Annotated in this window: 22 protein-coding genes; 8 read left to right on the forward strand and 14 right to left on the reverse strand. The window is 59.6% G+C overall.

The features are described 5' to 3' along the window. The first annotated feature begins 78 nt into the window (after nt 1-78). The 5 genes from JS46_RS10990 to JS46_RS11005 all read left to right on the forward strand — a co-directional run bounded on the left by JS46_RS10990 (nt 79) and on the right by JS46_RS11005 (nt 2,337). The gene (locus JS46_RS10990; RefSeq protein ID WP_033751915.1) at nt 79-297 is read left to right on the forward strand and encodes a hypothetical protein; all 219 of its coding nucleotides are present in this window, start codon (nt 79-81) and stop codon (nt 295-297) included. After that, nucleotides 294-530 carry a hypothetical protein gene (locus JS46_RS10995; protein WP_033750864.1) on the forward strand — a complete coding sequence of 79 codons (237 nt, stop codon included), beginning with the start codon at nt 294-296 and terminating at the stop codon, nt 528-530. Before JS46_RS10990 ends, JS46_RS10995 begins: the two co-directional genes overlap by 4 nt. A gap of 56 nt (nt 531-586) precedes the next feature. After that, nucleotides 587-898 (forward strand): hypothetical protein, encoded by a 312-nt coding sequence (locus JS46_RS11000; protein WP_033750867.1) that lies wholly within the window; start codon nt 587-589, stop codon nt 896-898. Between the two features lie 96 nt (nt 899-994). After that, complete coding sequence (locus JS46_RS24610; protein ID WP_072010431.1) at nt 995-1,201, forward strand: excisionase; 207 nt, start codon at nt 995-997, stop codon at nt 1,199-1,201. Then, nucleotides 1,159-2,337 carry a tyrosine-type recombinase/integrase gene (locus JS46_RS11005; RefSeq protein ID WP_033750869.1) on the forward strand — a complete coding sequence of 393 codons (1,179 nt, stop codon included), beginning with the start codon at nt 1,159-1,161 and terminating at the stop codon, nt 2,335-2,337. The genes JS46_RS24610 and JS46_RS11005 overlap by 43 nt, the downstream gene beginning before the upstream one ends. Nucleotides 2,338-2,651: 314 nt before the next feature. On the opposite strand, the gene phoH is transcribed toward JS46_RS11005, so the two are convergent. From phoH to putP, 5 genes are all read right to left on the reverse strand, one after another. Then, on the reverse strand, nt 2,652-3,440 hold the full coding sequence (gene phoH, locus JS46_RS11010) for a phosphate starvation-inducible protein PhoH (protein WP_033750871.1): 789 nt from the start codon (nt 3,438-3,440) through the stop codon (nt 2,652-2,654). 505 nt (nt 3,441-3,945) lie between these two features. Continuing rightward, nucleotides 3,946-5,220: an iron uptake transporter deferrochelatase/peroxidase subunit gene (gene efeB, locus JS46_RS11015; protein WP_033750873.1), complete on the reverse strand. Its 1,275-nt coding sequence runs from the start codon at nt 5,218-5,220 to the stop codon at nt 3,946-3,948. A 1-nt stretch (nt 5,221) separates the two neighbouring features. Then, on the reverse strand, nt 5,222-6,343 hold the full coding sequence (efeO, locus tag JS46_RS11020) for an iron uptake system protein EfeO (RefSeq protein WP_033750876.1): 1,122 nt from the start codon (nt 6,341-6,343) through the stop codon (nt 5,222-5,224). A 4-nt stretch (nt 6,344-6,347) separates the two neighbouring features. After that, nucleotides 6,348-7,181 (reverse strand): iron uptake transporter permease EfeU, encoded by an 834-nt coding sequence (efeU, locus tag JS46_RS11025; protein ID WP_033750879.1) that lies wholly within the window; start codon nt 7,179-7,181, stop codon nt 6,348-6,350. 179 nt (nt 7,182-7,360) lie between these two features. After that, on the reverse strand, nt 7,361-8,845 hold the full coding sequence (gene putP, locus JS46_RS11030; protein ID WP_033750882.1) for a sodium/proline symporter PutP: 1,485 nt from the start codon (nt 8,843-8,845) through the stop codon (nt 7,361-7,363). A gap of 452 nt (nt 8,846-9,297) precedes the next feature. Between putP and putA the strand changes: the two genes are divergently transcribed. Next, nucleotides 9,298-13,248 (forward strand): trifunctional transcriptional regulator/proline dehydrogenase/L-glutamate gamma-semialdehyde dehydrogenase, encoded by a 3,951-nt coding sequence (gene putA / locus JS46_RS11035; protein WP_033750887.1) that lies wholly within the window; start codon nt 9,298-9,300, stop codon nt 13,246-13,248. A gap of 108 nt (nt 13,249-13,356) precedes the next feature. On the opposite strand, the gene JS46_RS11040 is transcribed toward putA, so the two are convergent. From JS46_RS11040 to hinT, 8 genes are all read right to left on the reverse strand, one after another. Continuing rightward, the gene (locus tag JS46_RS11040) at nt 13,357-13,899 is read right to left on the reverse strand and encodes a glycine zipper 2TM domain-containing protein (protein WP_033750889.1); all 543 of its coding nucleotides are present in this window, start codon (nt 13,897-13,899) and stop codon (nt 13,357-13,359) included. Nucleotides 13,900-14,192: 293 nt separating this feature from the next. Next, a complete protein-coding gene (locus tag JS46_RS11045; protein ID WP_096072946.1) occupies nt 14,193-15,497 on the reverse strand; it encodes an NAD(P)/FAD-dependent oxidoreductase in 1,305 nt (434 codons plus the stop codon). A 210-nt stretch (nt 15,498-15,707) separates the two neighbouring features. Beyond that, nucleotides 15,708-16,250, reverse strand: coding sequence for an alpha/beta hydrolase YcfP (ycfP, locus tag JS46_RS11050; RefSeq protein WP_033750895.1), 543 nt, complete (start codon nt 16,248-16,250; stop codon nt 15,708-15,710). Between the two features lie 36 nt (nt 16,251-16,286). Next, a complete protein-coding gene (nagZ, locus tag JS46_RS11055) occupies nt 16,287-17,330 on the reverse strand; it encodes a beta-N-acetylhexosaminidase (protein ID WP_033750897.1) in 1,044 nt (347 codons plus the stop codon). A 35-nt stretch (nt 17,331-17,365) separates the two neighbouring features. Continuing rightward, nucleotides 17,366-18,145: a thiamine kinase gene (gene thiK, locus JS46_RS11060; protein WP_081876065.1), complete on the reverse strand. Its 780-nt coding sequence runs from the start codon at nt 18,143-18,145 to the stop codon at nt 17,366-17,368. A 19-nt stretch (nt 18,146-18,164) separates the two neighbouring features. After that, complete coding sequence (gene lpoB / locus JS46_RS11065) at nt 18,165-18,770, reverse strand: penicillin-binding protein activator LpoB (protein WP_033750900.1); 606 nt, start codon at nt 18,768-18,770, stop codon at nt 18,165-18,167. A 10-nt stretch (nt 18,771-18,780) separates the two neighbouring features. After that, nucleotides 18,781-19,149 carry a YcfL family protein gene (locus tag JS46_RS11070; protein WP_033750903.1) on the reverse strand — a complete coding sequence of 123 codons (369 nt, stop codon included), beginning with the start codon at nt 19,147-19,149 and terminating at the stop codon, nt 18,781-18,783. 21 nt (nt 19,150-19,170) lie between these two features. Further along, on the reverse strand, nt 19,171-19,521 hold the full coding sequence (gene hinT / locus JS46_RS11075) for a purine nucleoside phosphoramidase (RefSeq protein ID WP_033750906.1): 351 nt from the start codon (nt 19,519-19,521) through the stop codon (nt 19,171-19,173). A gap of 353 nt (nt 19,522-19,874) precedes the next feature. Here hinT and JS46_RS11080 point away from each other — a divergent pair, with 353 nt between their 5' ends. Together JS46_RS11080 and JS46_RS11085 are read left to right on the forward strand one after the other, a co-directional pair. Beyond that, nucleotides 19,875-21,467, forward strand: coding sequence for an MFS transporter (locus JS46_RS11080; RefSeq protein ID WP_033750909.1), 1,593 nt, complete (start codon nt 19,875-19,877; stop codon nt 21,465-21,467). A 9-nt stretch (nt 21,468-21,476) separates the two neighbouring features. Then, complete coding sequence (locus tag JS46_RS11085) at nt 21,477-22,616, forward strand: glycoside hydrolase family 105 protein (protein WP_033750912.1); 1,140 nt, start codon at nt 21,477-21,479, stop codon at nt 22,614-22,616. A 59-nt stretch (nt 22,617-22,675) separates the two neighbouring features. On the opposite strand, the gene ptsG is transcribed toward JS46_RS11085, so the two are convergent. Beyond that, a complete protein-coding gene (ptsG, locus tag JS46_RS11090) occupies nt 22,676-24,109 on the reverse strand; it encodes a PTS glucose transporter subunit IIBC (RefSeq protein ID WP_033750915.1) in 1,434 nt (477 codons plus the stop codon). Nucleotides 24,110-24,130: the final 21 nt, after the last annotated feature.

Below are 24,130 nucleotides of genomic sequence, written 5' to 3' on the forward strand. Positions count from 1 at the left end.
GAAAAACTACGAACCCATTGAGCATCAGCACATGACCGCGCAATGCGGTTTTTTTACGCCTGTAATTTGGAGAAGACAATGAACTTTCCAGACCCTATTGATGAAGCCGCAGAACGCGAGCAGCAGATGATTGAGATTGCCCTGGCTAACCGACCCAAGCCCACGATGACCTACACCGGCCTTTGCCATAACGGCGACTGTGGAGAGAAGACCACGAAGGGTTTCTTCTGCTGCAGCGAGTGCCGGGAATACTACGAGCGTATTGAGCGCGCTAAGCAGCAAAGGAGGGTCGCATGAGTGTTTACACGTTGGTAGTTGAATTCCCGGATGGCAAAGAGCCACCAATTGGCCCGCTAACAGATATCCTTGGCGGCAGAGCAATGACTGTCGCTTTCTTCGACCATCGGGATGATCACCTTTCTGCTGAACAGGCATCTCTAATCGAGAAGGCAGTTGAGGAGTACTGCGAGAATCACGACAAGGATGATTTGGATATCTGGCACAAATTGCAGTTTCTCACCAAAGAATAACCTCTCTACACCCCCACTCACCCTATTCACTATCGCGCTCTGCGTGAGGAGTTGTTATGTCTGACGAAGAGGTATTAGAGCTGGCGGCTAAGGCTGCAGGGCATCGTACATTCGGATTCGATGAGCAAGGAAGCATACTTATCGACCCTGTGGTTTATGCGCCATGGAACCCGCTGAATAATGATGCCGATGCATTTCAGCTGGCCCATCAGATGGACATGAATATTCATTACGGGCCGAAGGTAATTCTGGTGAGTGAACCGGCCGGCGCCTGCAGCTATACGGTCGACATCGTAAGCCCGGACATCCTGAGCCACACAAGGAAGGCTATCACCTATCTCGCTGCCAGTGTCGGCGAGTGGCTATGAACACCCTTAGCGACATCTCCCCCGGCGAGTTCCTTATATGGCTCGCCTTTTTTATTTGTATTGCGCTGGCCTGCTACTGGCCTGATAGGAGTAAATATGAGCCTTGATGTAATGCCAATTTCGGCATACTGCCAAACCACAGGAGAATCGGAGGAGGCCATTAACAAACGGATACAAAGGAAGATCTGGAGGATGGGCGTCCACGTATTAAAAGTGGACGGCGTCCGGGAGCGCTGGATTGATACAGAAGAGGTGAACCGATGGGCAAGAAGCAGCAAGGATCCGCTTTACCGCGCGGAATAACCGTGCGGCGCCACAAGACTGGCGAAACGCTGCAGCTGACATTTACGTTTAATGGCGTTCTTTGCAGAGAGCCATTGTCGGGGATGGAGGTGAATGCGAGAAATATAAAGTATGCCGAGCGGTATCTGGGAGAGATTCAGAACCGCATCGCGTCGGGGGATTTTAACTACCTGCAGTACTTCCCCCGCTCGAAAAAGGCGGCGCTGTTTGGGCATCAGAAGAAGAAAAAGACGGTAAAGGATTACCTTGAGGAGTATCTGGTCATAAGCGAGAACCGCAACCTGTCACCGTCTACGCTGGACGGATACAGGAAGTGTCTGCGCTCGCTCAGGGTGCTTCACAATATCTACGTGACGGAGCTGACGCCGGCAGCGCTTAAAGGCTGGGTATCGACGCAAAAGACGAAGCTGAAGACTATTCGAAATCGCCTGTCCTTTTTGCGTAGCGCCATTGATGAAGCGGTAACAGATGGGCTTATCAGTGATAATCCTGTCGCGCACATCAGCGCATCTCGCTACTTCTCCATCGAGTACGGAAACACTGAGGAGTACGAGGTCGACCCGTTCACGCCGGCAGAAATCAGCATCATCTATATGCACTGCCTCTACCCACAGTGGAAGGCGACATTCCAGTTTGCACTAAACACCGGCGTTCGCCCTTCCGAATTATGTGCTCTGCGATGGCGGGATATAGACTTTGAGAGGAAGACGGCGTTTGTGCAGAACGCCGTTGTTGAGGGGGTGGAGAAATCAACGAAGACGCGCGCCGGCACAAGGAAGATAGATTTGAACGAGGAGGCGGTCGAGGCGCTCAGCATCATGAAGCAGTTCACGCAGCTGAAGAGCGAGTTTGTATTCGAAGATCCGCGAACCGGCGAGCCGTGGGCTGGCTCAGATGCTATTCGCCAAAAGGCGTGGCGCATCATCATGCGCGAATCAAAGCTCAGGTATCGCAACCCGTATCAGACGCGTCACACGTTCGCGACGATGCATATCAGCTCAGGGGCCAACCTGTTCTGGCTATGCAAGCAAATGGGACATAAAGGCCCGGATATGCTGTTCAGAAATTACGGCTCTTATCTGGTCGATTACGATGGCCACCTATCGAGGCCGACGATCAAAACCGGCAGCGAATAACAGGGCGATTTGAAGAAAAATGCACGTGTAGTGCACGTGAAAAAGGATCCTTTTATGAAGCTATTTAATATCAAATGGTTACGAAGATATGAACGCGGGTTCGAATCCCCCTCTCACCGCCACAAATTCAAGAAAATGCCTGAACTAACGTTCAGGCATTTTTTTTGCATATTCCTCGATGAGAGGGGTATGAGAACCCCCGACGGGGTTCGACAACGGGCGCAGCCCGTTGGACAGCGGAGTCTGCGATGCTGCCCCATAAAAAAACCCGGCTTGCGCCGGGTTTGCTTGCTACACAGACTTACTCAAATCAATCAACCATACGCATGCAGCGTGCGCTGACAGAGCGCCGAACGCACGCAGTCGTCTTTGCCGAAACGTACAATGCCGACCATCTCGTCCTCTTCGAACCGCGCCAGCGCGTCCGCGAGACCGGAAGAGACCCCAGCGGGCAAGTCGCACTGGGTAATATCGCCGTTAACAATCACCGTAACGTTTTCGCCAAGGCGCGTCAGGAACATCTTCATCTGGGCCGCGGTCACGTTTTGCGCCTCATCGAGGATCACCACCGCATTTTCAAAGGTACGACCGCGCATATAGGCGAAAGGCGCGATTTCCACCTTGCCGATTTCGGGTCGCAGACAGTACTGCATAAAGGAAGCGCCAAGACGTTTAACCAGAACGTCGTAGACCGGCCGGAAGTACGGGGCGAATTTTTCTGAGATATCCCCTGGCAGGAATCCCAGATCTTCATCGGCCTGTAGCACCGGACGTGTGACGATAATCCTGTCGATATCCTTATGTATCAGGGCCTCTGCCGCTTTCGCGGCGCTGATCCAGGTTTTACCGCATCCAGCTTCGCCGGTTGCAAAGATCAGCTGCTTCGATTCTATGGCCTGGAGATAGTGCGCCTGAGCATCGTTCCTGGCGGCGATCGGCGAACGGTCGCGCACGTCGCGCGCCATACCGATAGCATCCAGCCCACCCATCTGCACCAGCGAAGTGACCGATTCTTCTTCGCGCTGACGATGACTGCGAGAGTCACTACGAAGCACTCTTCTGGCTTCACGACGCGCTTTGATCACTGCTTTCTGTCTTCCCATAGTCGCACCTTACAGTTGGTTTCATTTCCCGCGTTGGGCCGCTGCCCGCCACGATTAACTGAACGCTTTAGAGGTTTGATTGGCTTCCTTTCGAGCCATGACGTACCGTTGATAAAGATGTGTCGCCGCACCGAGGCGCAAAGGCACACCGGTAAAATCGAAGATAGAGAAACAATTTGATAAAGAAGAAGAGGCTGTCGAAGGCGCGCATGCCCTCGCTGAAGAGTGTGGAACCTGAGGTAAAACTGTCTGTCCTGTAAAGGACCTTCCCATGCGCGACTCCAGTCTGCGATACAACACGCTTATCCATTAAACTGCACTAATTTTAACAGAGTTGGCAACATTAATTTTACGACCATACTCAGAATTCAGAAATAGCAGCAGCGGGCAGGCAGGCAAAAAAAGGCTTTCTTATAGCAATCAAGGGATTAGATTTTCAGGCGGGAAACAAATATTTTGCACGGCGCGCAGAAACCGCGCCGCCGATGCGGCGGCGCAGGTGTCGTCAGGCTTCCAGCAGCGGCTGCGCCAGATAGTGCTTAGCGTCGGGAACGCCCGGCAAAACAAAGAAGTAGCCGCCGCCGATGGGACGAACATACTCTTCCAGCGCTTCGCCGTTAAGCCGCTTCTGTACCGTGATAAAGCCTTTTTCCAGGTCGTGCTGATAGCAGACGAACAGCAGTCCCATATCGAGCTGCCCCGATGCGGTGGTGCCCGCCGAATAGCTGTAGCCGCGGCGCAGCATCAGGCTGCTTTCCGTCTCGGGCGTGCGCGGATTGGCGAGACGGATATGGGCGTCGAGCGCGATAACCTCGCCATCCGGATCTTTCGTATAATCCGGCACGTCACGCTCGTGCTGCATGCCCAGCGGCGCGCCGCTCAGCTTGTCGCGGCCGAAGATGGCCTGCTGTTCGCCGAGCGGCGTGCGGTCCCACATCTCAACGCGGAAGCGAATAATCCGCGCCGCCTGATAGCAGCCGCTGCGCGTCCACGCCGGCTCGTCCTGATCGGCCGTCACCCACAGCAGTTTATCCATCAGCGGCTTATCCTGCGTGTCGGGATTGGCCGTGCCGTCCTTGAAGCCCAGCAGGTTGATGGGCGTCTCTTTCCCCTGGCTGCGCGCGGCGTGATCGGCGATAAAGCCTTCGCGCCGCCAGCGCACGCCCAGCAGATCGGGCGTGTATTTCACGATATCGCGCAGCGCGTGGATCACCGTGTCCTGGGTGTTGGCGCAGATCTGCAGCAGCAGATCGCCATGGCACTGGGCGGCATCCAGCGAATCGTTGGGAAAGCGCGTCATGCTTTGCAGCTTCTTCGGCTTCAGCGCCTGCAGGCCAAAACGCTCGTCGAACAGCGACGCGCCTACCGAAACCGTCATCGTCAGATTGTCCGGCGCAATCTCTGCCCCCAAAATGCCTGAATCCATCGGCGGCAGCTTAGGATTAGTCACCGCCGGCGCCGGACCGCCGCTGGTCAAAAAGGCGATGCGCGCGGTGAGCAGCTGAAACAAGCGCACCAGATCGGCTTTATCGCTGGCCAGCACGTCAAAGGCGACCAGCATCATCGACGCCTGCTGCGGCGTGATGATGCCCGCCTGATGCTCTCCGTAGAAGGGTTGCACCTGGCGTCGCGCGTCGGGCGCAACCGTACCGGGAGAAAAACTGTCGGCCGCCGCGTGGAACGGGCAGCCGCCGCTCAGGGCGGCCGCGCCGCCCATCAGTCCCAGCCCTTTTAACAGGCGTCGCCGCGCGGGCTGCGCCTCATCCTGTTGACGACTCATATCAATCGAGACCTAAGGTACCGCGCAGTAAAGAGAGATCTTCCGCCAGCGCGGTAACCGGACCTTTCAGCGCATTGCGATCCGCGCTGGTGAGTTTTTCGTAGGAGGCGAAGCCCTCTCCCTCGCGATACTTGCCCAGAATGGCGTCGACTTTTTTGAAGTTACCGTCGACTTTCGCCAGCAGCTGCGGATTCGCCTGCTGCAGCTGCGGACGCAGCAGATCGACAATCTTTTGCGCGCCGTCGATGTTCGCCTGGAAATCCCACAGGTCGGTGCGGCTGTAGCGATCCTCTTCGCCGGAGATTTTACTGGAGGCGACCTCTTCGATCAGCCCGGCCGCGCCGCCGACCACTTTCACCGGCGGGAACGCCAGCTCGCTGATGCGGGTCTGCAGATCCTGCACGTCGCGGTTGAGCTGGGTGGCGTAGCCCTCCATGCCTTTGGTGCTGTTATCGCTGAACAGCGCTTTCTCCAGGCGGTGGAAGCCGGTGAATTTCGGATCTTCCGCTTTCTTCTCGTAATCGTCTTCGCGCGCGTCGATGCTGCCGTCAAGATCGGAGAAAAGCTCGGCGATAGGCTCGATACGCTCGTAGTGCTGGCGGGTCGGCGCATAGAGCGCTCTCGCTTTCTCGATATCGCCCGCTTTCACCGCATGGGTAAAGGCTTCGGTGCTCGCCACCAGCTGCGTTACTTCCTGCGTCACGTAGGCTTTATAGGCGGTGATGGGACCGGCCAATGCCAGCACGTCGGGTTTGCCCGCTTTTGCGGCTGGCGACGCCTCGCCCTGCACGATGAGTTTGCCTTTCGGATTGCTCAGCAGGCCGCAGGTCATCTCATACTCGCCCGGCTCAAGGTTAGCGGTGAGCTTCTGGCTGAAGCCCGGCGCGATATTTTCGCGCTCTTCCACTACCAGCACGCCTTTCAAAATCTCCCACTCCAGCGCTTTCTGACTGTTGTTCTTGATCAGAAACTGGGTTTTGCCTGGCTTGACCGTCAGCTGCATCGGTTCGCACTGGGTATCCGTCACGCTGACGGCGACCTGCGGAATATCGGCGGCCGCAGCGGTTCCCGTTAGCGCCAGCAGCGAAGCCAGCAGGGTTTTGCGGCGAAAGCGAATCATCATAGAGTTATCCCTGTTTAGTCGAGAGTTGGCGCGCCGGTCGCGCCGGCAGTAAAAACAGCAGCAGCGCCGGAATAAGATAGAGAAAATAGGCCGCCACTTCGCTGACGCTCGGCGTCTCCTGATAGCCCAGCACGCCCTCAAGCAGCGTGCCCGCCAGCGAATGAGTGGAGAGCACGTTGCTCAGGTCGAATGCGACCGTCTGAAAATGGTTCCACAGGCCCGCCTCATGAAAGGCGCGCACAGCGCCCGCCGCCAGCCCGGCGGCGACGAACAGAATAAACAGGCTGCTCCAGCGGAAGAAGTGCGCCATATTCAGGCGTACGCCGCCCCAGTAGAGCAGCATGCCCAGCACTACCGCCGTCGCCAGCCCGAGCACGGCGCCCACAGGCGGCGCGTAGCCGACATCCTGGGTAAAAGCCGCCAGCAGAAAGAACACCGACTCCAGCCCTTCGCGCGCCACGGCGAGAAACACCATCAGCACCAGCGCCAGCCCGCCGCGTCCGCTCTGATTCAGCGCCTGATCGACCGCCTGTTCAAGCTGCGCGCGCATATTGCGCGCCACTTTGCGCATCCAGAACACCATCGAGGTCAGGATCGCCACCGCGACCACGGCCACGATGCCCTCGAACAGCTCCTGCTGCTTCTGCGGGAATTCGCCGGTGGTCTGGTTGATGATAATGCCGAGCGCGAGGCAGAGCGCCGCCGCGATAAACACGCCCGCCCACAGCGCGGGAAACCAGCGGGTACGGCCGGTACGCTTCAGATAGCTGGCGATCAGGCTGACGATCAGCGCCGCTTCCAGGCCTTCGCGCAGCATGATAAGAAAGGGAACAAACATCGCCGACCTCTTGAATGTTAAGCAGCGTCAATCGCAGGTAAAGTTAGGTAAAATGCGAACGATACCGATTATCATTATCGCGCAGGAAAAAACAAGTAATGCAGCGAAATTATTTCTCCAGCTGAAGACGCAAAAAAGCCCGCTCCCCTACGGGAAGCGGGCTTGTATGTTGTAATGAATTATTTGGTCAGGTATTCCGCTTCGGCCGCGTCGAAACGCTGCTGCGCAGCGGCGGACGGCTCGCGACCCAGCAGGCTGAAGAGCACAATGGCGATGCTGGAGAAGGCGAAGCCCGGAATGATTTCATACAGGCCCAGCCAGCCATACTGTTTCCAGATCAGCACCGTCGCCGCGCCGATCACCATGCCCGCCAGCGCGCCGTTGCGTGTCATGCGTTTCCAGCAGACGCCGAACAGTACCACCGGACCAAAGGCGGCGCCGAAACCGGCCCAGGCGTAGCTTACCAGCCCCAGCACGCGGTTATCCGGGTTCGAGGCAAGCGCGATGGCGATCAGCGCCACCAGCAGCACCATGGCGCGGCCAAACCACACCAGCTCTTTCTGGCTGGCGTTTTTGCGCAGGAAGCCTTTATAGAGATCTTCGGTCAGCGCGCTGGAGCAGACCAGCAGCTGACAGCTGAGGGTCGACATCACCGCCGCCAGGATGGCCGAGAGCAGAATGCCGGCGATCCACGGATTGAACAGAATGCGCGCCAGCTCGATAAAGACACGCTCGCCGTTGCCGCTGACGTTCGCCGCCTGCTCCGGGTGGTTCTGGAAGTAGGCGATGCCGAAGAAGCCGACCGCCACCGCGCCTGCCAGGCAGAGCACCATCCAGGCCATGCCGATGCGGCGCGCGGTGCGGATCGAGCGATGCGAATCCGCCGCCATAAAGCGCGCCAGGATGTGCGGCTGACCAAAATAGCCCAGTCCCCAGCCCAGCAGCGAAATCACCGCGACGAAATCGAGCCCTTTCAGCATATTGAGGTTTTCGATGCTTTTCGCCTCAATGACCGCCAGCGAGTCGTCCAGTCCGCCAACGGCGACAATCACGATCACCGGCGTCAGGATCAGCGCGAAAATCATCAGGGTTGCCTGCACGGTATCGGTCCAGCTCACCGCAAGGAAGCCGCCCACCAGCGTATAAAGGATGGTCGCCGCCGCACCGGCCCACAGCGCGGTTTCATAGCTCATGCCAAAGGTGCTTTCAAACAGGCGCGCGCCCGCCACTACGCCCGAGGCGCAATAGATGGTGAAGAAGATCAGGATCACCAGCGCAGAGATAACGCGCAGGATTTTGCTTTTATCTTCGAAGCGGCTGGTGAAGAAATCGGGCAGCGTCAGGGCGTTGTCATGGTGCTCGGTTTGCACGCGCAGACGCCCCGCTACGATCTTCCAGTTCAGCCAGGCGCCGATCGTCAGACCGATGGCGATCCAGCTTTCCGAAATGCCGGAGAGAAAAATCGCGCCCGGCAGCCCCATCAGCAGCCAGCCGCTCATATCAGAGGCGCCCGCCGACAGCGCGGTCACAAAACTGCCCAGACTGCGGCCGCCCAGAATGTAATCGTCGAAGTTTTTGGTAGAACGGTAAGCGATGAAGCCTATCAGCACCATCCCAAGGATATAAATTAAAAAAGTCACCAGCATCGGTGTGCTTACACTCATTCGTCTCTCCACTTTATAGTTGATTTCCCGAGAGAAACCGCACGCTGTGGCCGCGTCGGAACGGGACGGGGCCACAGGTTTTTTTCCAGATTCAGGCGCCTGCTCTTTCCTGAGGCGCGGTATCCTGCCGGAAAGGCGCGATGCGCACAATGGATTTAACACAGGCATTACAGCGATTTCACCTGTTAATCACTAAATTTTGTTAACAGGTTGCACTTGCTCACAGTTCCACAGTTGCACCCCGGTAAACCGCCTACAGTGCAGTAAGTTAGCGCCGCGCAATTGTGGCGAGATTCTTGCAGCAAGTTCCATGCCGCCTTTTCGAGCGTTAACAAATTAATCATTAAAAAGGCTGTTAAGCAGGTCACACTTAACACGGTTGCACAAAGTTGCAACATCAGAGATAGTGCTGGCCACGCAGTATGAGAGCTAAAGACAGGAGCAGACAGGTCATGGGCACGACAACGATGGGGGTGAAGCTGGATGAGGCCACCCGCGAACGCATTAAACTGGCGGCGCAGAAGGTTGACCGCACGCCGCACTGGCTGATTAAGCAGGCGATTTTCAACTACCTCGGCCAGCTGGAGAGCGGCGACGCCCTGCCGGAGCTCCCCATGACGGCGGGCGCGCAGGTAGAGCAGGAAGAGATCGCCCCGGAAGAGACGCATCAGCCGTTCCTCGATTTCGCCGAGCATATTCTGCCGCAGTCTGTGGCGCGCGCCGCGATCACCGCCGCCTGGCGTCGCCCCGAGACCGACGCGGTGCCGATGCTGCTGGAGCAGGCGCGTCTGCCGGCGGCGCTGGCGGAGAAAACGCATCAGCTCGCCTACAGCCTCGCCGACAAGCTGCGGCACCAGAAAGGGGCAACCGGACGCGCCGGCATGGTGCAAAGCCTGCTGCAGGAGTTCTCGCTCTCCTCTCAGGAGGGCGTGGCGCTGATGTGCCTGGCGGAAGCGCTGTTGCGTATTCCCGATAAGCCGACGCGCGACGCGCTGATCCGCGACAAAATCAGCAACGGCAACTGGCAGTCGCATCTGGGCCGCAGCCCTTCTCTGTTCGTTAACGCCGCCACCTGGGGTCTGCTGTTTACCGGACGTCTGGTCTCCACGCACAACGAAGCCAATCTGTCGCGCTCGCTGAACCGCATTATCGGCAAGAGCGGCGAGCCGCTGGTGCGCAAAGGCGTCGATATGGCGATGCGCCTGATGGGCGAACAGTTTGTTACCGGCGAAACCATCGCCGAGGCGCTGGCGAACGCGCGCAAGCTGGAAGAGAAAGGCTTCCGCTACTCCTACGATATGCTGGGCGAAGCGGCGCTGACCGCCAGCGACGCCAAAGCCTACCTGGTCTCCTACCAGCAGGCGATCCACGCTATCGGCAAAGCCTCTAACGGACGCGGCATTTATGAAGGCCCCGGCATCTCGATCAAGCTTTCCGCCCTGCACCCGCGCTACAGCCGCGCGCAGTACGATCGCGTGATGGAGGAGCTCTACCCTATTCTGAAATCCCTGACGCTGCTGGCGCGCTCTTACGACATCGGCATCAATATCGACGCCGAAGAGGCGGATCGCCTCGAGCTGTCGCTCGATCTGCTGGAGAAGCTCTGCTTTGAGCCGGAGCTGGAGGGCTGGAACGGCATCGGCTTCGTGATCCAGGCCTATATGAAGCGTTGCCCGTTCGTCATCGACTCGCTGATCGATCTGGCGCAGCGCAGTCGCCGCCGCCTGATGATCCGCCTGGTGAAAGGCGCCTACTGGGACAGCGAAATCAAACGCGCCCAGGTGGAAGGTCTCGAAGGTTATCCGGTCTATACCCGCAAGGTCTACACCGATATCTCCTATCTCGCCTGCGCGCGCAAGCTGCTGGCGGTGCCGAACCTGATCTATCCGCAGTTCGCTACGCACAATGCCCATACGCTGGCGGCCATCTACCAGCTGGCGGGCAATAACTACTATCCGGGCCAGTATGAGTTCCAGTGCCTGCACGGCATGGGCGAACCGCTCTACGAGCAGGTGGTCGGCAAAGTGGCGGACGGTAAGCTCAATCGTCCGTGCCGTATCTATGCGCCGGTGGGCACCCATGAAACCCTGCTCGCCTACCTGGTGCGTCGCCTGCTGGAAAACGGCGCCAATACCTCTTTCGTTAACCGTATCGCCGATACCTCGCTGCCGATTGACGAGCTGGTGGCCGATCCGGTGGCGGCAGTGGAAAAACTGGGCGCGAGCGAAGGGGCGATTGGCCTGCCGCATCCGAAGATCCCGCTGCCGCGCGATCTCTACGGCGCGGGACGCAGCAACTCGGCGGGCATCGATATGGCCAACGAACATCGTCTGGCATCGCTCTCCAGCGCCCTGCTGAGCAGCGCCGCGCAGCCCTGGTTGGCGCAGCCGATTATCGACGGCGAGCTGGGCGACGGCGAAATCCGTCCGGTAATCAATCCGGCCGCGCCGGGCGATATCGTCGGTCAGGTGCGTGAAGCCAGCGAAGCGGAAGTATCGCTGGCGCTGGATGCGGCGGTGAACGCCGGTCCAATCTGGTTCGCGACGCCGCCGGACGAGCGCGCGGCGATCCTCGATCGCGCCGCGCAGTATATGGAAGACGGCATGCAGCAGCTGATCGGTATCCTGGTGCGCGAAGCGGGCAAAACCTATAACAACGCCATCGCCGAAGTGCGCGAAGCGGTCGATTTCCTGCGCTACTACGCCGGTATGGTGCGTGACGATTTCGACAATGAAACGCATCGTCCACTTGGCCCGGTGGTCTGTATCAGCCCGTGGAACTTCCCGCTGGCGATCTTTACCGGCCAGATCGCGGCCGCGCTGGCGGCGGGCAATAGCGTGCTGGCCAAGCCGGCTGAGCAGACTCCGCTGATCGCCGCGCAGGCGGTGCGCATTCTGCTGGATGCCGGCGTGCCTGCGGGCGTGCTGCAACTGCTGCCGGGCGACGGCGAAACCGTCGGCGCGCAGCTGACGCGCGACGCGCGCGTGCGCGGCGTGATGTTTACCGGCTCTACCGCGGTAGCGACGCTGCTGCAGCGCAACCTGGCCGGCCGCCTCGATCCCCAGGGCCGTCCGACGCCGCTTATCGCCGAAACCGGCGGGCTTAACGCGATGATCGTCGACTCTTCCGCGCTGACCGAACAGGTGGTGGTGGATATCCTCGCCTCGGCGTTCGACAGCGCCGGACAGCGCTGTTCGGCGCTGCGTCTGCTCTGCATCCAGGAGGATGTGGCGGATCACACCCTGAAAATGCTGCGCGGCGCGATGGCCGAATGCCGCATGGGCAATCCAGAGCGTCTCTCTACCGATATCGGCCCGGTGATCGACGCCGAGGCGAAGGCCAATATCGAGCGTCATATCCAGGCGATGCGCAACAAAGGCAATGCCGTCTACCAGGCGGTGCAGGAGCATCCGCAGGATCGCGCGGAGTGGCAAAGCGGCACCTTTATCAAGCCGACGCTGATCGAGCTCGATCAGGTCAGCGATCTCGATAAAGAGATCTTCGGCCCGGTGCTGCACGTGGTGCGCTTCGCGCGCAATGCGCTGCCGCAGCTGATCGACCAGATCAACGCCGGCGGCTACGGCCTGACGCTGGGCGTACATACCCGCATCGATGAAACCATCGCGCAGGTCACCGCCAGCGCTAAAGTCGGCAACCTCTACGTTAACCGCAATATGGTGGGCGCCGTGGTCGGCGTGCAGCCGTTCGGCGGCGAAGGACTCTCCGGCACCGGCCCGAAAGCGGGCGGCCCGCTCTATCTCTACCGCCTGCTCTCCAGCCGCCCGGAAACGGCGCTGAGCGCCACCTTTGATCGCCAGGACGCCGAGCGTCCAGCGGACGGCACGCTGCGCGAGGCGCTGCTGGAGCCGCATAAAGCCCTGGCGGCCTGGGCGCAGCAGGACAAGCCGGAACTGGCCGCGATCTGTCAGCGCTACGCCACGCTGGCGCAGGCGGGCACCGTGCGGCTGCTGACCGGTCCGACCGGCGAGCGCAACACCTTCTCGCTGCTGCCGCGCGAACGCGTGCTTTGCCTCGCCGATAACGAGCAGGACGCGCTGGTGCAGCTGGCGGCGGTGACCAGCGTCGGCAGTCAGGCGCTCTGGCCGGACGATGAGCTGCACCGCAAGCTGCGCCAGGCGCTGCCACAGGCGGTACAGGCGCGCATCGCGCTGGCGAAAGATCTGTTCGCCACCCATTTCGACGCGGTGATCTACCACGGCGACGCCGATCAGCTGCGCACGCTGTGCGAGCAGATCGCGGCGCGCGACGGCGCGATTGTGTCGGTGCAGGGCTTCGCCCGCGGCGATACACAGCTGCTGCTGGAGCGTCTGCTGATTGAGCGCTCGCTGAGCGTCAACACCGCGGCGGCCGGCGGCAACGCCAGCCTGATGACCATCGGTTGATTAATCTCGCCGGCGGATAAGCCGGCATAAAGTGCAAAGCTAAAAAAAAGGCACATCGTAAGATGTGCCTTTTTACTATGTGTGTGCTGTGTGGGAATCTTTGCCCAGTTAAGCCTGATTGCTGTTCAGGATGAGCTGGCCGTTACGGTCCAGCGGGATGCGGGTGCCAGGGTCGTTTTCCATGCGGATTTTGCCCTGCTGGTCGCCTATTTTATAGGTCACGTCATAACCCAGCATCTTTTCTTGCTTATCGTATACCGTTTTGCAGCGCTGCTCTGAGGTGGTGTAGGTGTCGCGATCCTGCAAACCGCCCTGCACCTGGTTGCCGGCGTAGCCGCCCGCCAGCGCGCCTGCGACCGTCGCTACATCGCGTCCCCGTCCGCCGCCGAACTGATGACCCAGCACGCCGCCCGCGACCGCGCCCAGCACCGAACCGGCGATGCGGTTCTCATCCTGTACCGCGCGACGGTGGGTCAGCGTCACGTTGCGACATTCCTGACGCGGCTGCTTAATGCTCTCTTTGATTGGCGTCGCTGAAAGCACCTGCGCATACTGCGGACCACGGTCAAAGACATCCATGCTGGCAACGGCGGCCACACCCAAAGCTGCTGCAACGCCGATACCGATACCCGCTAACATTGATTTATTCACAGGATTGTCCTCCTGAAGTTGTTACCGTGCATGCGTGCCGCGACGATGTCCCCTGTCGCTATGGCACAGAACGGCGTGCACGACCCGCCGTATCGTTGCAGGAAGTTTTGCAGATGGCCCGAAATTGCAACATCAGATTAATGGAGGAAAACGCACCGGAAGCGGATCAGGACCAGCTTTTCGGAGAGTTCTGAGCAGAATGAACCGCAGAGTTTAGATTAATTTGCGTTATGTCTCAGGAGCTTAACCAACGACGGAAAGGGGAAAAGGCGGCTTGCGCCGCCTGGAAATCATTAGTGCAGCTTGAGGCGCGGACGGATCACGCGGTTAAGGCTGCCTACCAGCATCATCAGGCCGGTCTTGAAATAGCCGTGGAGCGCAATCTGATGCATACGATATAAAGAGATGTAGACAAAGCGCGCGATGCGGCCCTCTACCATCATGGAGCCGCGCATCAGGTTGCCCATCAGGCTGCCCACGGTACTGAAGCGCGACAGCGACACCAGCGAACCGTGATCTTTATAGACATAGGCTTTCAGCGGCTTGCCGCTACGCTGGGCGAGGATATTCTCCATCGCGCGCGATGCCATCTGGTGCGCCGACTGGGCGCGCGGCGGCACGAAGCCGCCCGACGGCAGCGCGCAGGAGGCGCAGTCGCCGATGGCGTAGATATCGTCGTCCAGCGTGGTTTGCAGCGTCTCTTTCACCACCAGCTGGTTGATGCGGTTGGTCTCCAGCCCGCCAATCTCTTTCAGGAAGTCCGGCGCTTTAATACCCGCCGCCCATACCATCAGATCCGCCTCGATAAATTCGCCGCCTTTGGTGTGCAGACCGTTTTTATCGGCGCTGGTCACCATGGTTTGCGTCAGCACGCGCACGCCCAGCTTGGTCAGCTCGCTGTGCGCCGCGGCAGAGATGCGCGGCGGCAGCGCAGGCAGAATACGCTCGCCCGCTTCCACCAGCGTGACGTTGAGCGCTTCGCTGCTCAAACCTTTATAGCCGTAGCTGTGCAGCTGCTTGACCGCGTTGTGCAGCTCGGCTGACAGCTCGACGCCGGTCGCCCCGCCGCCGACGATAGCGATATTGACCTTCTCCAGCCGGCCTTCGCTGGCGGAGAATTTCAGGAACTGGTTCAGCATCTCATTGTGGAAACGCTGCGCCTGGTGCGGGTTGTCGAGGAAGATGCAGTGATCTTTCACGCCCGGCGTGCCGAAATCGTTCGAGGTGCTGCCGAGCGCCATCACCAGCGTGTCGTAGGCCACCTCGCGCTGCGGCACCAGCACTTCGCCGTTGTCGTCGCGCATCTCCGCCAGCTCAATGGTTTTGCGCTCGCGATTGATATTGGTCAGCGAGCCGAGCTGGAACTGAAAGCCGTGATTGCGCGCATGCGCCAGATAGCTCAACGCATCGATGCCTTCGTCCATCGATCCGGTCGCCACTTCGTGCAGCAGCGGCTTCCACAGGTGGCTGTGGTTGCGATCTACCAGAATAATCTCGGCCTTTTTCTTGCGGCCCAGCTTGTGACCCAGCTGCGTTGCCATCTCCAGCCCGCCCGCGCCGCCACCGACAATAACGATTTTTTTCATGGATGTAGTCAACAAGACCCCCTCAAAATGTGAACCAATAGTTAATCAATGGTTAAATTAAACCTTAATAAACATAGGGTTGGCGAAGTTAAAATCGCTGCTGAAGGCAGAATAGCATGGGCAGGGAAGATGGTCATACCAAAATTGATTTACATCAATTACTCGGCGGATAACTCAGATTAATACGCAAAACGCGCGGGCGCCCGGCTGGCGCCCGCATGCTTAACCTAATGTTTTAAAAGCGTTAATTCGCTGAAGATGCGGGGAGAGGTTCCTGAACTTATGGCCTTCTTGCTCATCCCAGACAATTTCGTAGAAAGGGTGCAGCGTCTCTGCGCTGCGCTGGCTATCTAACGCCTCGTCGCGGCGCGACAGAAACACCAGGCAGCGATCGCGGTTCTTTTCGCGAAAGTCGCTGACGCATTTGGTGGCGATGTCGAGATACTCTTCCGGCCGGTCGATTTTTCCCTCCATATTTTCGAAGGGAAAGAGATTGGGATTGAAAATCGCCTGGCGAATGCCGCAGAGAAAGCCAATGCGCTCCGCCCAGTAACCGCCTAGCCCGACGCCGCATATCAGCGGCTGGGCGCCGCCGCCGCGCGTCAGCAGCTTGTCGGTCTCTTTCAGCAGGAACTGCATATCGTGTTTAGGGTGGCGGGTGCTGTAGCCGATCATCCTGACGTCAGGATCGATAAACTGCAGCTGCAGCACCTTTTCATGGTTGCCCGGACTGTTGGAATCGAAACCGTGCAGATAGATAATCATGACACTCCTCAGCGTTGTGCGCGCCGGGAGGAGAGATTACTTCCCTGACGCTTTGTGTTCCAGCCAGCGCGCCTGCAGGTTGCTCAGCTGCTGCGCGTTCTGCTTCCAGCGCGCGCTCTGCTGCAGGCTCTGGCGGGTAAAGGTTCCCCGATGGTACAGCCGCGGCACGCGTTCGGCGCCGATCGCGATCAAATTATCCAGCACGCTGATCGCGCCTGCGCGATGGTTGCAGACCAGGATCATGTCGCACCCGGCCGACAGCGACTGTTGCGCGCGCTCTGCGTAGCTGCCCATGATGGCGGCGCCCTCCATCGAGAGATCGTCAGAGAAGATAACGCCGTCAAAGCCCAGCTCTTCCCGCAGCACCCTCTTCAGCCAGTAGGGCGAACCGCTGGCGGGCAGCGGATCCACCTCAGTATAGATAACGTGCGCCGGCATGACCGCATCCAGCGCGCCCTCGTCGAACAGCGCCTGGAAAATCGCCATGTCGTGACGACGCAGCGTCTCCAGATCGCGCGGGTCGCGCGGCGTCTCTTTGTGCGAGTCGGCGCTGACCGCGCCGTGGCCGGGAAAATGCTTGCCGGTGGTTTTCATGCCCGCTTCATGCATGCCGGCGATAAAGCGGCGCGCCATCGCCAGCGCAATCTGCGGATCCTCATGGAAGGAGCGGTCGCCGATCGCCGCGCTGATATGGCCGAGGTCCAGCACCGGCGCGAAGCTGATGTCGATATCCATGGCGATCATCTCCGCCGCCATCTGCCACCCTGCCTGCTGCGCCAGCTCGCCGCCGCTTTCTGCATCGTGCAGCGCCGCGAAAGACTGCATCGCGGGCAGCGTGGTGAAACCGTCGCGGAAGCGCTGGACGCGTCCGCCCTCCTGGTCGACCGCTACCACCAGCCGCGAGCGCGACGCGCTGCGGATCTGGCGCACCAGTTCAGCCAGCTGCGCCGGATCGTGGTAGTTGCGCGCGAAGAGGATCACGCCGCCGACGGTAGGATGCCGCAGGATCTCGCGCTCTTCGGCGTCCAGTTCAAAACCTTCGACATCCAGAATCAGCGGGCCGGGAAGTTGTGTCGTCATAATCAGTTCCTGACGCGGCGCTTTCGCCGCGCGAATTAAAGGGTTTGCCAGCTCTGTCGCGCCAGCTGACGCAGCTCCGCATCGTCGCTCTGCTCGGCGCGCAGCTGATACCAGCTGGCCATCAGCAGCCGCAGCCAGGGCTGCCAGCGCGCAACCTGCCGCGCCAGCGCCGCTGATGGCAGGCGCGCCGCCTCGGCATAGGCCGCCAGCCAGCTCTCTGCCCGCTCGGGTTCGGCGGCGCACAGCGCCGCCAGCTCCAGCGCCACGTCGCCATCGGCGGCGTACTCCCAGTCGATCAGGTGCAGCCCTTCCGCATCCGCGATCAGGTTGCCGGCATGGACATCCATATGCAGCGGCGCCAGCCGCAGCGGCGCGGGTTCGCCCGCACGCGCCAGCTGACGCAGGGCGCGCTGCCAGCCCAGATGCCGCTGTCGGCACAGCTGCCAGTAGCGCCGCAGCAGCGGCAGCAGCTGCAGGCGGTAGCCCGTCGGCGGCTGGCGATGCAGCCGCAGCAGCAGCGCCACTACCTCGTCGCGCCGCTGGTGAAACGTCTGCGGCGACAGCGGTTCGCCCGCGCGCCACGGCAGCAGCAGCTGCTGCGCATCGCCGAGCAACAGACGCGGCGTCAGGCCGCTGGGATGCAGTTTGCGCAGCAGGCGGGCTTCGCGCTGGCGATCGACAAAGGGGATCGGCGGCTGCGGCGCAGGGCGCGCGACAAACGCGCCCTGCCCGCTTTCCAGTTTACTGCTGTGGCCGGTGAGCCCCTGCAGCGGCGCAGCCCTCTCCAGCGCGATGCCCGGCAGCCGTTTTTCTATGCGCGCCAGCAGCAAGGGATCAATTCTGGGCGACACCTTTGCCTGACCAGACGATCTCGCCGGTCTGCACCAGCATCAGCTGCATCTGCAGCGTCGGGGTTTTCACGTCGCCCTGCGCGGTGCTGTAGAGCACATACTGCGCGTTCAGCGTGCGGGCCAGGCCAATCGCTTTGCTGCGCGAGTTCAGGCTGTCGTCCGGCGACAGGCCCAGCGTCTGCTTGGCCTGCGCCAGCTGATCGTTGGTCACCAGCGTAAACTTGCCGTTGTTGGCCAGCGCGTTTTGAATCGCGTCGGTGGCTTTTTCGCTTTGCAACGCGCCGTTGGTGCTGTTTTTAATGCGATCGACCATCAGCACGCTGCCCGGCGTGACGCCGTTGGCGGAACGCAGCATCTGCGCCACCAGCGGCTGCACGCTGGCGTCCCAGTTAATGGTTTTCAGCTTCGGCGGCTGCGGCACAGGCTGCGTCGGCTCTGGCACGGGCTGCGGCTGCGGCACGGGCTGCGGCTGAGTAGGCTCGGCGGGCTGCGTCGGTTCAACGGGCGCAGGCTGCTGCTGTTTAATTACGCAGCCGGAAAGAATGAGCGCCATCAGGAGCGCTCCGGAACGAGGGAGTCGGCGAATCACTTAACAATCCTCAGAGATAAAGGTAAAGACGAACCTTGCTGGCCGTCAGGTTGCCCATTTGGGAAGCGGCGACAATGCTGCCGTGCGCCGGAACGGTGACCCGCTGCGCCGGTTCGCCCGGCATAATTTCCAGCCCTTTGTCGTCGTACCAGTAATAACGATAGTGGATCACCACCGGCGTCTCGCGCTGATTATAGAGCACGCTGCGCGCGCGCTGCTGCCCATCTTGCTCGTCTACCACCGGCTCGTCGGTGATGATGCCGGCGGAGAGCACAGAGGACTCCATCACCAGCGACTGCGACGTGTCGATCATCGGTTTATCGCTGCTGCAACCTGCCAGAGTCAGCAGGAGCGGCAGGCCTGTCAGCCATTGACGCATAACTCGCTTCCATATGGAGGATCAGTCGGCCAGCATCGGACCCAGCGGACGTCCGCCGAGTAAATGCATATGAATGTGATAAACCTCCTGACCGCCGTGACGATTGCAGTTAACGATCAGCCGATAGCCGTCTTGATCGATGCCTTCGGCGCGCGCAATTTTCGCGGCAACGGTAAACAGGCGGCCCAGCGCCTGCTCATGGGCGGGCAGCGCGTCGTTAGCGGTGGGGATCAACACGTTGGGGACAATCAAAATATGCGTCGGCGCTTTGGGAGAGATATCACGAAACGCAGTGACCAGTTCATCCTGATACACCACGTCGGCAGGGATTTCGCGACGGATGATTTTACTGAAAATCGTTTCTTCAGCCATGGTGCATTTCCTTAAGCCTGATGGACAGTCAATCAGTATGCGTGAGGAATTTGTTTTCTTTCAAGCTCAGGACCACTTTTCCCCGATTAACTGCCTGCCTTTGCGCCATTTTCACCGCTTCTTTTAACTGTGCGCCGCTTCGCAAATTCCTGCCCTGCCCGAAGTTAAAATGAAACGCTGTTTCATAAATTAGAAACACGCCGCCCTTTTCTTTGCATCATTGCCAGCCAGAGGCGACGCCTGTCGAAATCGCGAAGGTTTGCCCCGCGCTGCGGCTCTACTTTCTATCTATTCCGAGTGTGTGGTCCGGATAACAAGGGATGTAATGACTATGGCTACAAAGGAGCATCCGTATGCGCTCACGTAAAATTGGTTTTGGCCACTATCTGGCTTACGGCTCCGGGGATTTTCTCGGCGCAGGCACCACGGCGCTTACCGCCGCCTGGCTGCTCTATTTTTATACCACCTTCTGCGGTCTGACGCCTATCGAAGCGACCTTTATCTTTGCCGCCGCACGCGTGCTGGACGCGGTGGTCAGCCCGCTGATGGGCTTTCTGACCGATAACTTCGGCTCGACCTGGCTGGGCAAGCGCTTCGGCCGCCGCAAATTCTTTATTCTGCTCGGCATTCCCTGCGTCTTCAGCTACAGCCTGATGTGGATCGGCGATATGAGCTTCTGGTGGTATCTCGCCACCTATCTGCTGTTCGATATGGTCTACACCATGATTCTGGTGCCCTATGAAACTCTGGTGCCGGAGATGACCGACGATTTCAAACAGAAGACCCGCTTTTCCGGCGCGCGTATCGCGCTGGCGCAGCTGTCGGCGATTCTTGCCGCCTTCCTGCCGGGCATTTTGATCGGCGCGCTGGGCAAAGATAATCCGCTCTCCTTTTTCTACGCCAGCCTGGTATTTTCCATTATCTGCGCGCTGGTGCTGACGCTGGTCTGGCTCTTTACCTGGGAGCGCGATCCCGGCGATTTCTCCGAGGAGTCGCGTCGCGCTGAAGAGGAGAAGCGGCAGCTGTCGCTGATGCAGAGCCTGAAGCGTCTCTATGTCGAACTCGCCTCTACGCTGCGCATCCGCATTTTCCGTCAGCATCTCGGCATGTATCTGGGCGGCTATATCGCGCAGGATGTCTTTAACGCCGTTTTCACCTGGTATGTGGTGTTCGTGCTGATGCAGAGCGCACAAATCGCTTCCAACCTGATGGGCACTATGGCGGTGCTGCAGTTTGTCGCCGTGATGGGCATGATCCCGCTCTGCATCCGTATGGGGCCGGCACCAGCCTACCGTCTGGTCGTCACGCTGTTCGGCATTGCTGCCCTCTCTTACGCCGGCCTCTGGTATGCGGGCATGAACGACAGCTTCTCGCTGCTGCTGCTGATCTCCGCGCTGGCTGGTCTGGGACGCGGCGGCATCAACTATGTGCCCTGGAATATCTACACCTATATCGCCGACGTCGACGAGGTGATTACCGGTCAGCGCCGCGAGGGGATTTTCGCCGGTATTATGACCCTGACCCGCAAAGCCTCACAGGCGGGCGCGGTGATGCTGGTCGGCATCGTGCTGCAGCTCTCCGGCTTCGTCTCCGGGCAGGCGACGCAACCGCCGGGCGTCAGCCATACCATTCTCGGCATCCTCAGCCTCGGTACGCTGTGCGTGCTGGCATGCGGCTTCCTGGTTTCGCTGCGCTTTAAACTCAATCTGCAGACCCACACCGTGCTGCGCGAAGAGACGCTGAAGATGCGCGAAGCTGACCGCGCCCTGCCGGAGCGCATCACGCCCGAGGCGCGGGACATCGTCGAAACCCTGGCCGGCATGCCTTATGAGAATCTGTGGGGCAACAACAACATCGGCTTCCTTAACCGTCATAAACCGGCCGCGCAGCCGCTCAAGGCCGCGCGTCCGATCGCTTCTTCCCTTACTACGACCTTGAAACGATAGGAATGAACCATGACTGTATTTCCTGTGAAACAGAGTGCTCTTTTGTGCCAACCAGAATTTCTGCTGCCGCGCCGGGAGCTGTTGCAACTGATTCACAAGCTGACGCAAAACCTGGTGAACATCACTGACGAGACGGGAGAATTTTTGCTGCACCTCGATGACGGGCGCGTGATTGATACCAAAGGCTGGGCAGGCTGGGAGTGGACCCACGGCATCGGCCTCTACGGCATGCTCCACTATTACCAGCAAACCGGCGACCAGCAGACGCTGAGCATTATCGACGACTGGTTCGCCGCGCGCCTTGAGGAAGGCACGCCGACCAAGAACGTGAATACCGTCGCGCCTTTCCTGACGCTGGCCTATCGCTACGAAGAGACCGGCAACGCCGCCTGGCGGCCGGTGCTGGAGCGCTGGGCGGAATGGGTGATGTATGAGATGCCGCGCACCGAACAGGGCGGCCTGCAGCATATCGTCTACAACAATGAAAACCACCAGCAGCTCTGGGACGATACGCTGATGATGAGCGTGATGGCGCTGGCGAAAATCGGCCAGCTGCTGAATCGGCAGGAGTTTATCGAAGAGGCGAGCTATCAGTTCCTGCTGCATACGCAATATCTGATGGATCGCCAGACCGGGCTCTGGTTCCACGGCTGGAACTTCGAGGGCCGCCATAATTTCGCCAATGCGCGCTGGGCGCGCGGCAACAGCTGGCTCACCATCGTTATTCCCGATTTCCTGGAGATGATGAACTGGCCGGAACAGCATGCGACGCGCCGCTTCCTGCTGCAGGTGCTGGAGAGCCAGGTGAAAGCGCTGCGCGCCTGCCAGCATCCGAGCGGGCTGTGGCATACGCTGCTGGACGATCCTGATAGCTATCTGGAAGCGTCGGCGACCGCAGGCTTCGCCTACGGCATTATCAAGGCGGTGCGCAAGCGCTACCTCAGCGCGGATTATCTGCCCACCGGCCTGAACGCGCTGCGCGGCGTGATCGCCAATATCGACGAGGATGGCGAGCTGAAACAGGTCTCATTCGGCACCGCGATGGGCAGCGATCTCGACTACTACCGCAACGTGCCGCTAACCTCGATGCCCTACGGTCAGGCGATGGCGCTGCTGTGCCTGACGGAATACCTGCGCGTCTATCTCTGATCCCTTGATCGCCGATAAAAAAAAGCCCCGCTTGTGCGGGGCTTTTTTCTTATCACGCATTACATGCTGCGGATGTATTCATCCATATCGGTTTTCAGGTTATCGGACTTGGTGCCGAAAATCGCCTGAACGCCAGAGCCTGCCACCACCACGCCACGGGCGCCGAGGTTTTTCAGCTCGTTCTGGTTAACCTTGCTGACGTCCGCCACGCTGACGCGCAGACGAGTAATACAGGCATCCAGGTTGGTGATGTTCTCTTTGCCGCCGAAGGCGGAAACCAGCTTGCCCGCCATTTCGCTGCCGGTCGCTGAAGAGGACTCGGTGGTGGTCTCTTCACGACCCGGCGTTTTCAGGTTCAGCTTCACAATCAGCACGCGGAAAATGGTGTAGTAAACCAGACCGTAGATAATGCCGACGATTGGGAAGAGCCAGATTTTGCTGCTATTGCCGCTCAGTACGATAAAGTCGATCAGGCCGTGCGAGAAGCTGGTGCCGTCACGCATGCCGAGCAGGATACAGATCGGGAACGCCAGACCGGCCAGAATCGCGTGGATCACGTAGAGGATCGGCGCAACGAACATAAACGAAAACTCGATCGGCTCGGTGATGCCGGTCAGGAACGCGGTCAGCGCGGCGGAGATCATGATGCCGCCCACTTTGGCGCGGTTTTCAGGCTTCGCCGAATGCCAGATGGCGATTGCCGCCGCCGGCAGGCCGTACATTTTGAACAGGAAGCCGCCAGAGAGTTTGCCCGCAGTCGGATCGCCCGCCATATAGCGCGGAATATCGCCGTGGAATACCTGACCCGCCGCGTTGGTGAACTCGCCGATCTGCATCTGGAAAGGCACGTTCCAGATATGGTGCAGGCCGAAAGGCACCAGCGCACGTTCAACCACGCCATAGATACCGAACGCCACAACCGGGTTCTGATAGGCTGCCCACTGCGAGAACTCCTGAATCGCCGAGCCAATGGGCGGCCAGATAAAGGAGAGCAGCACGCCCAGCACGATCGCCGCCAGGCCGGAGATAATCGGCACAAAGCGCTTACCGGCGAAGAAGCCGAGATATTCCGGCAGCTTGATACGGTAGAAGCGGTTGAACATATAGGCCGCTATCGCACCGGCGATAATGCCGCCCAGTACGCCGGTATCCGCCAGATGATGCGCAGCAATCTCCTCAGCGGAGAGATGCAGCACCAGCGGCGCGACCACCGCCATGGTTTTCACCATGATGCCGTACGCCACCACCGACGCCAGCGCGGAGACGCCGTCGTTGTTGGTAAAGCCGAGCGCCACGCCGATAGCGAAGATAAGCGGCATATTAGCAAACACCGAACCGCCCGCTTCCGCCATCACGTGGGAAACGACGGCCGGCAGCCAGCTAAAGTTTGCCGAACCAACACCTAATAAAATGCCGGCGATCGGCAGAACCGATACCGGCAGCATGAGCGATTTACCGACCTTTTGCAGGTTCGCAAATGCGTTCTTGAACATAGCCTGAAGCTCCTGAGTATG

The sequence above is a fragment of the Pantoea sp. NGS-ED-1003 genome, assembly GCF_000738765.1.
GTDB classification, from domain to species: domain Bacteria; phylum Pseudomonadota; class Gammaproteobacteria; order Enterobacterales; family Enterobacteriaceae; genus Pantoea; species Pantoea septica.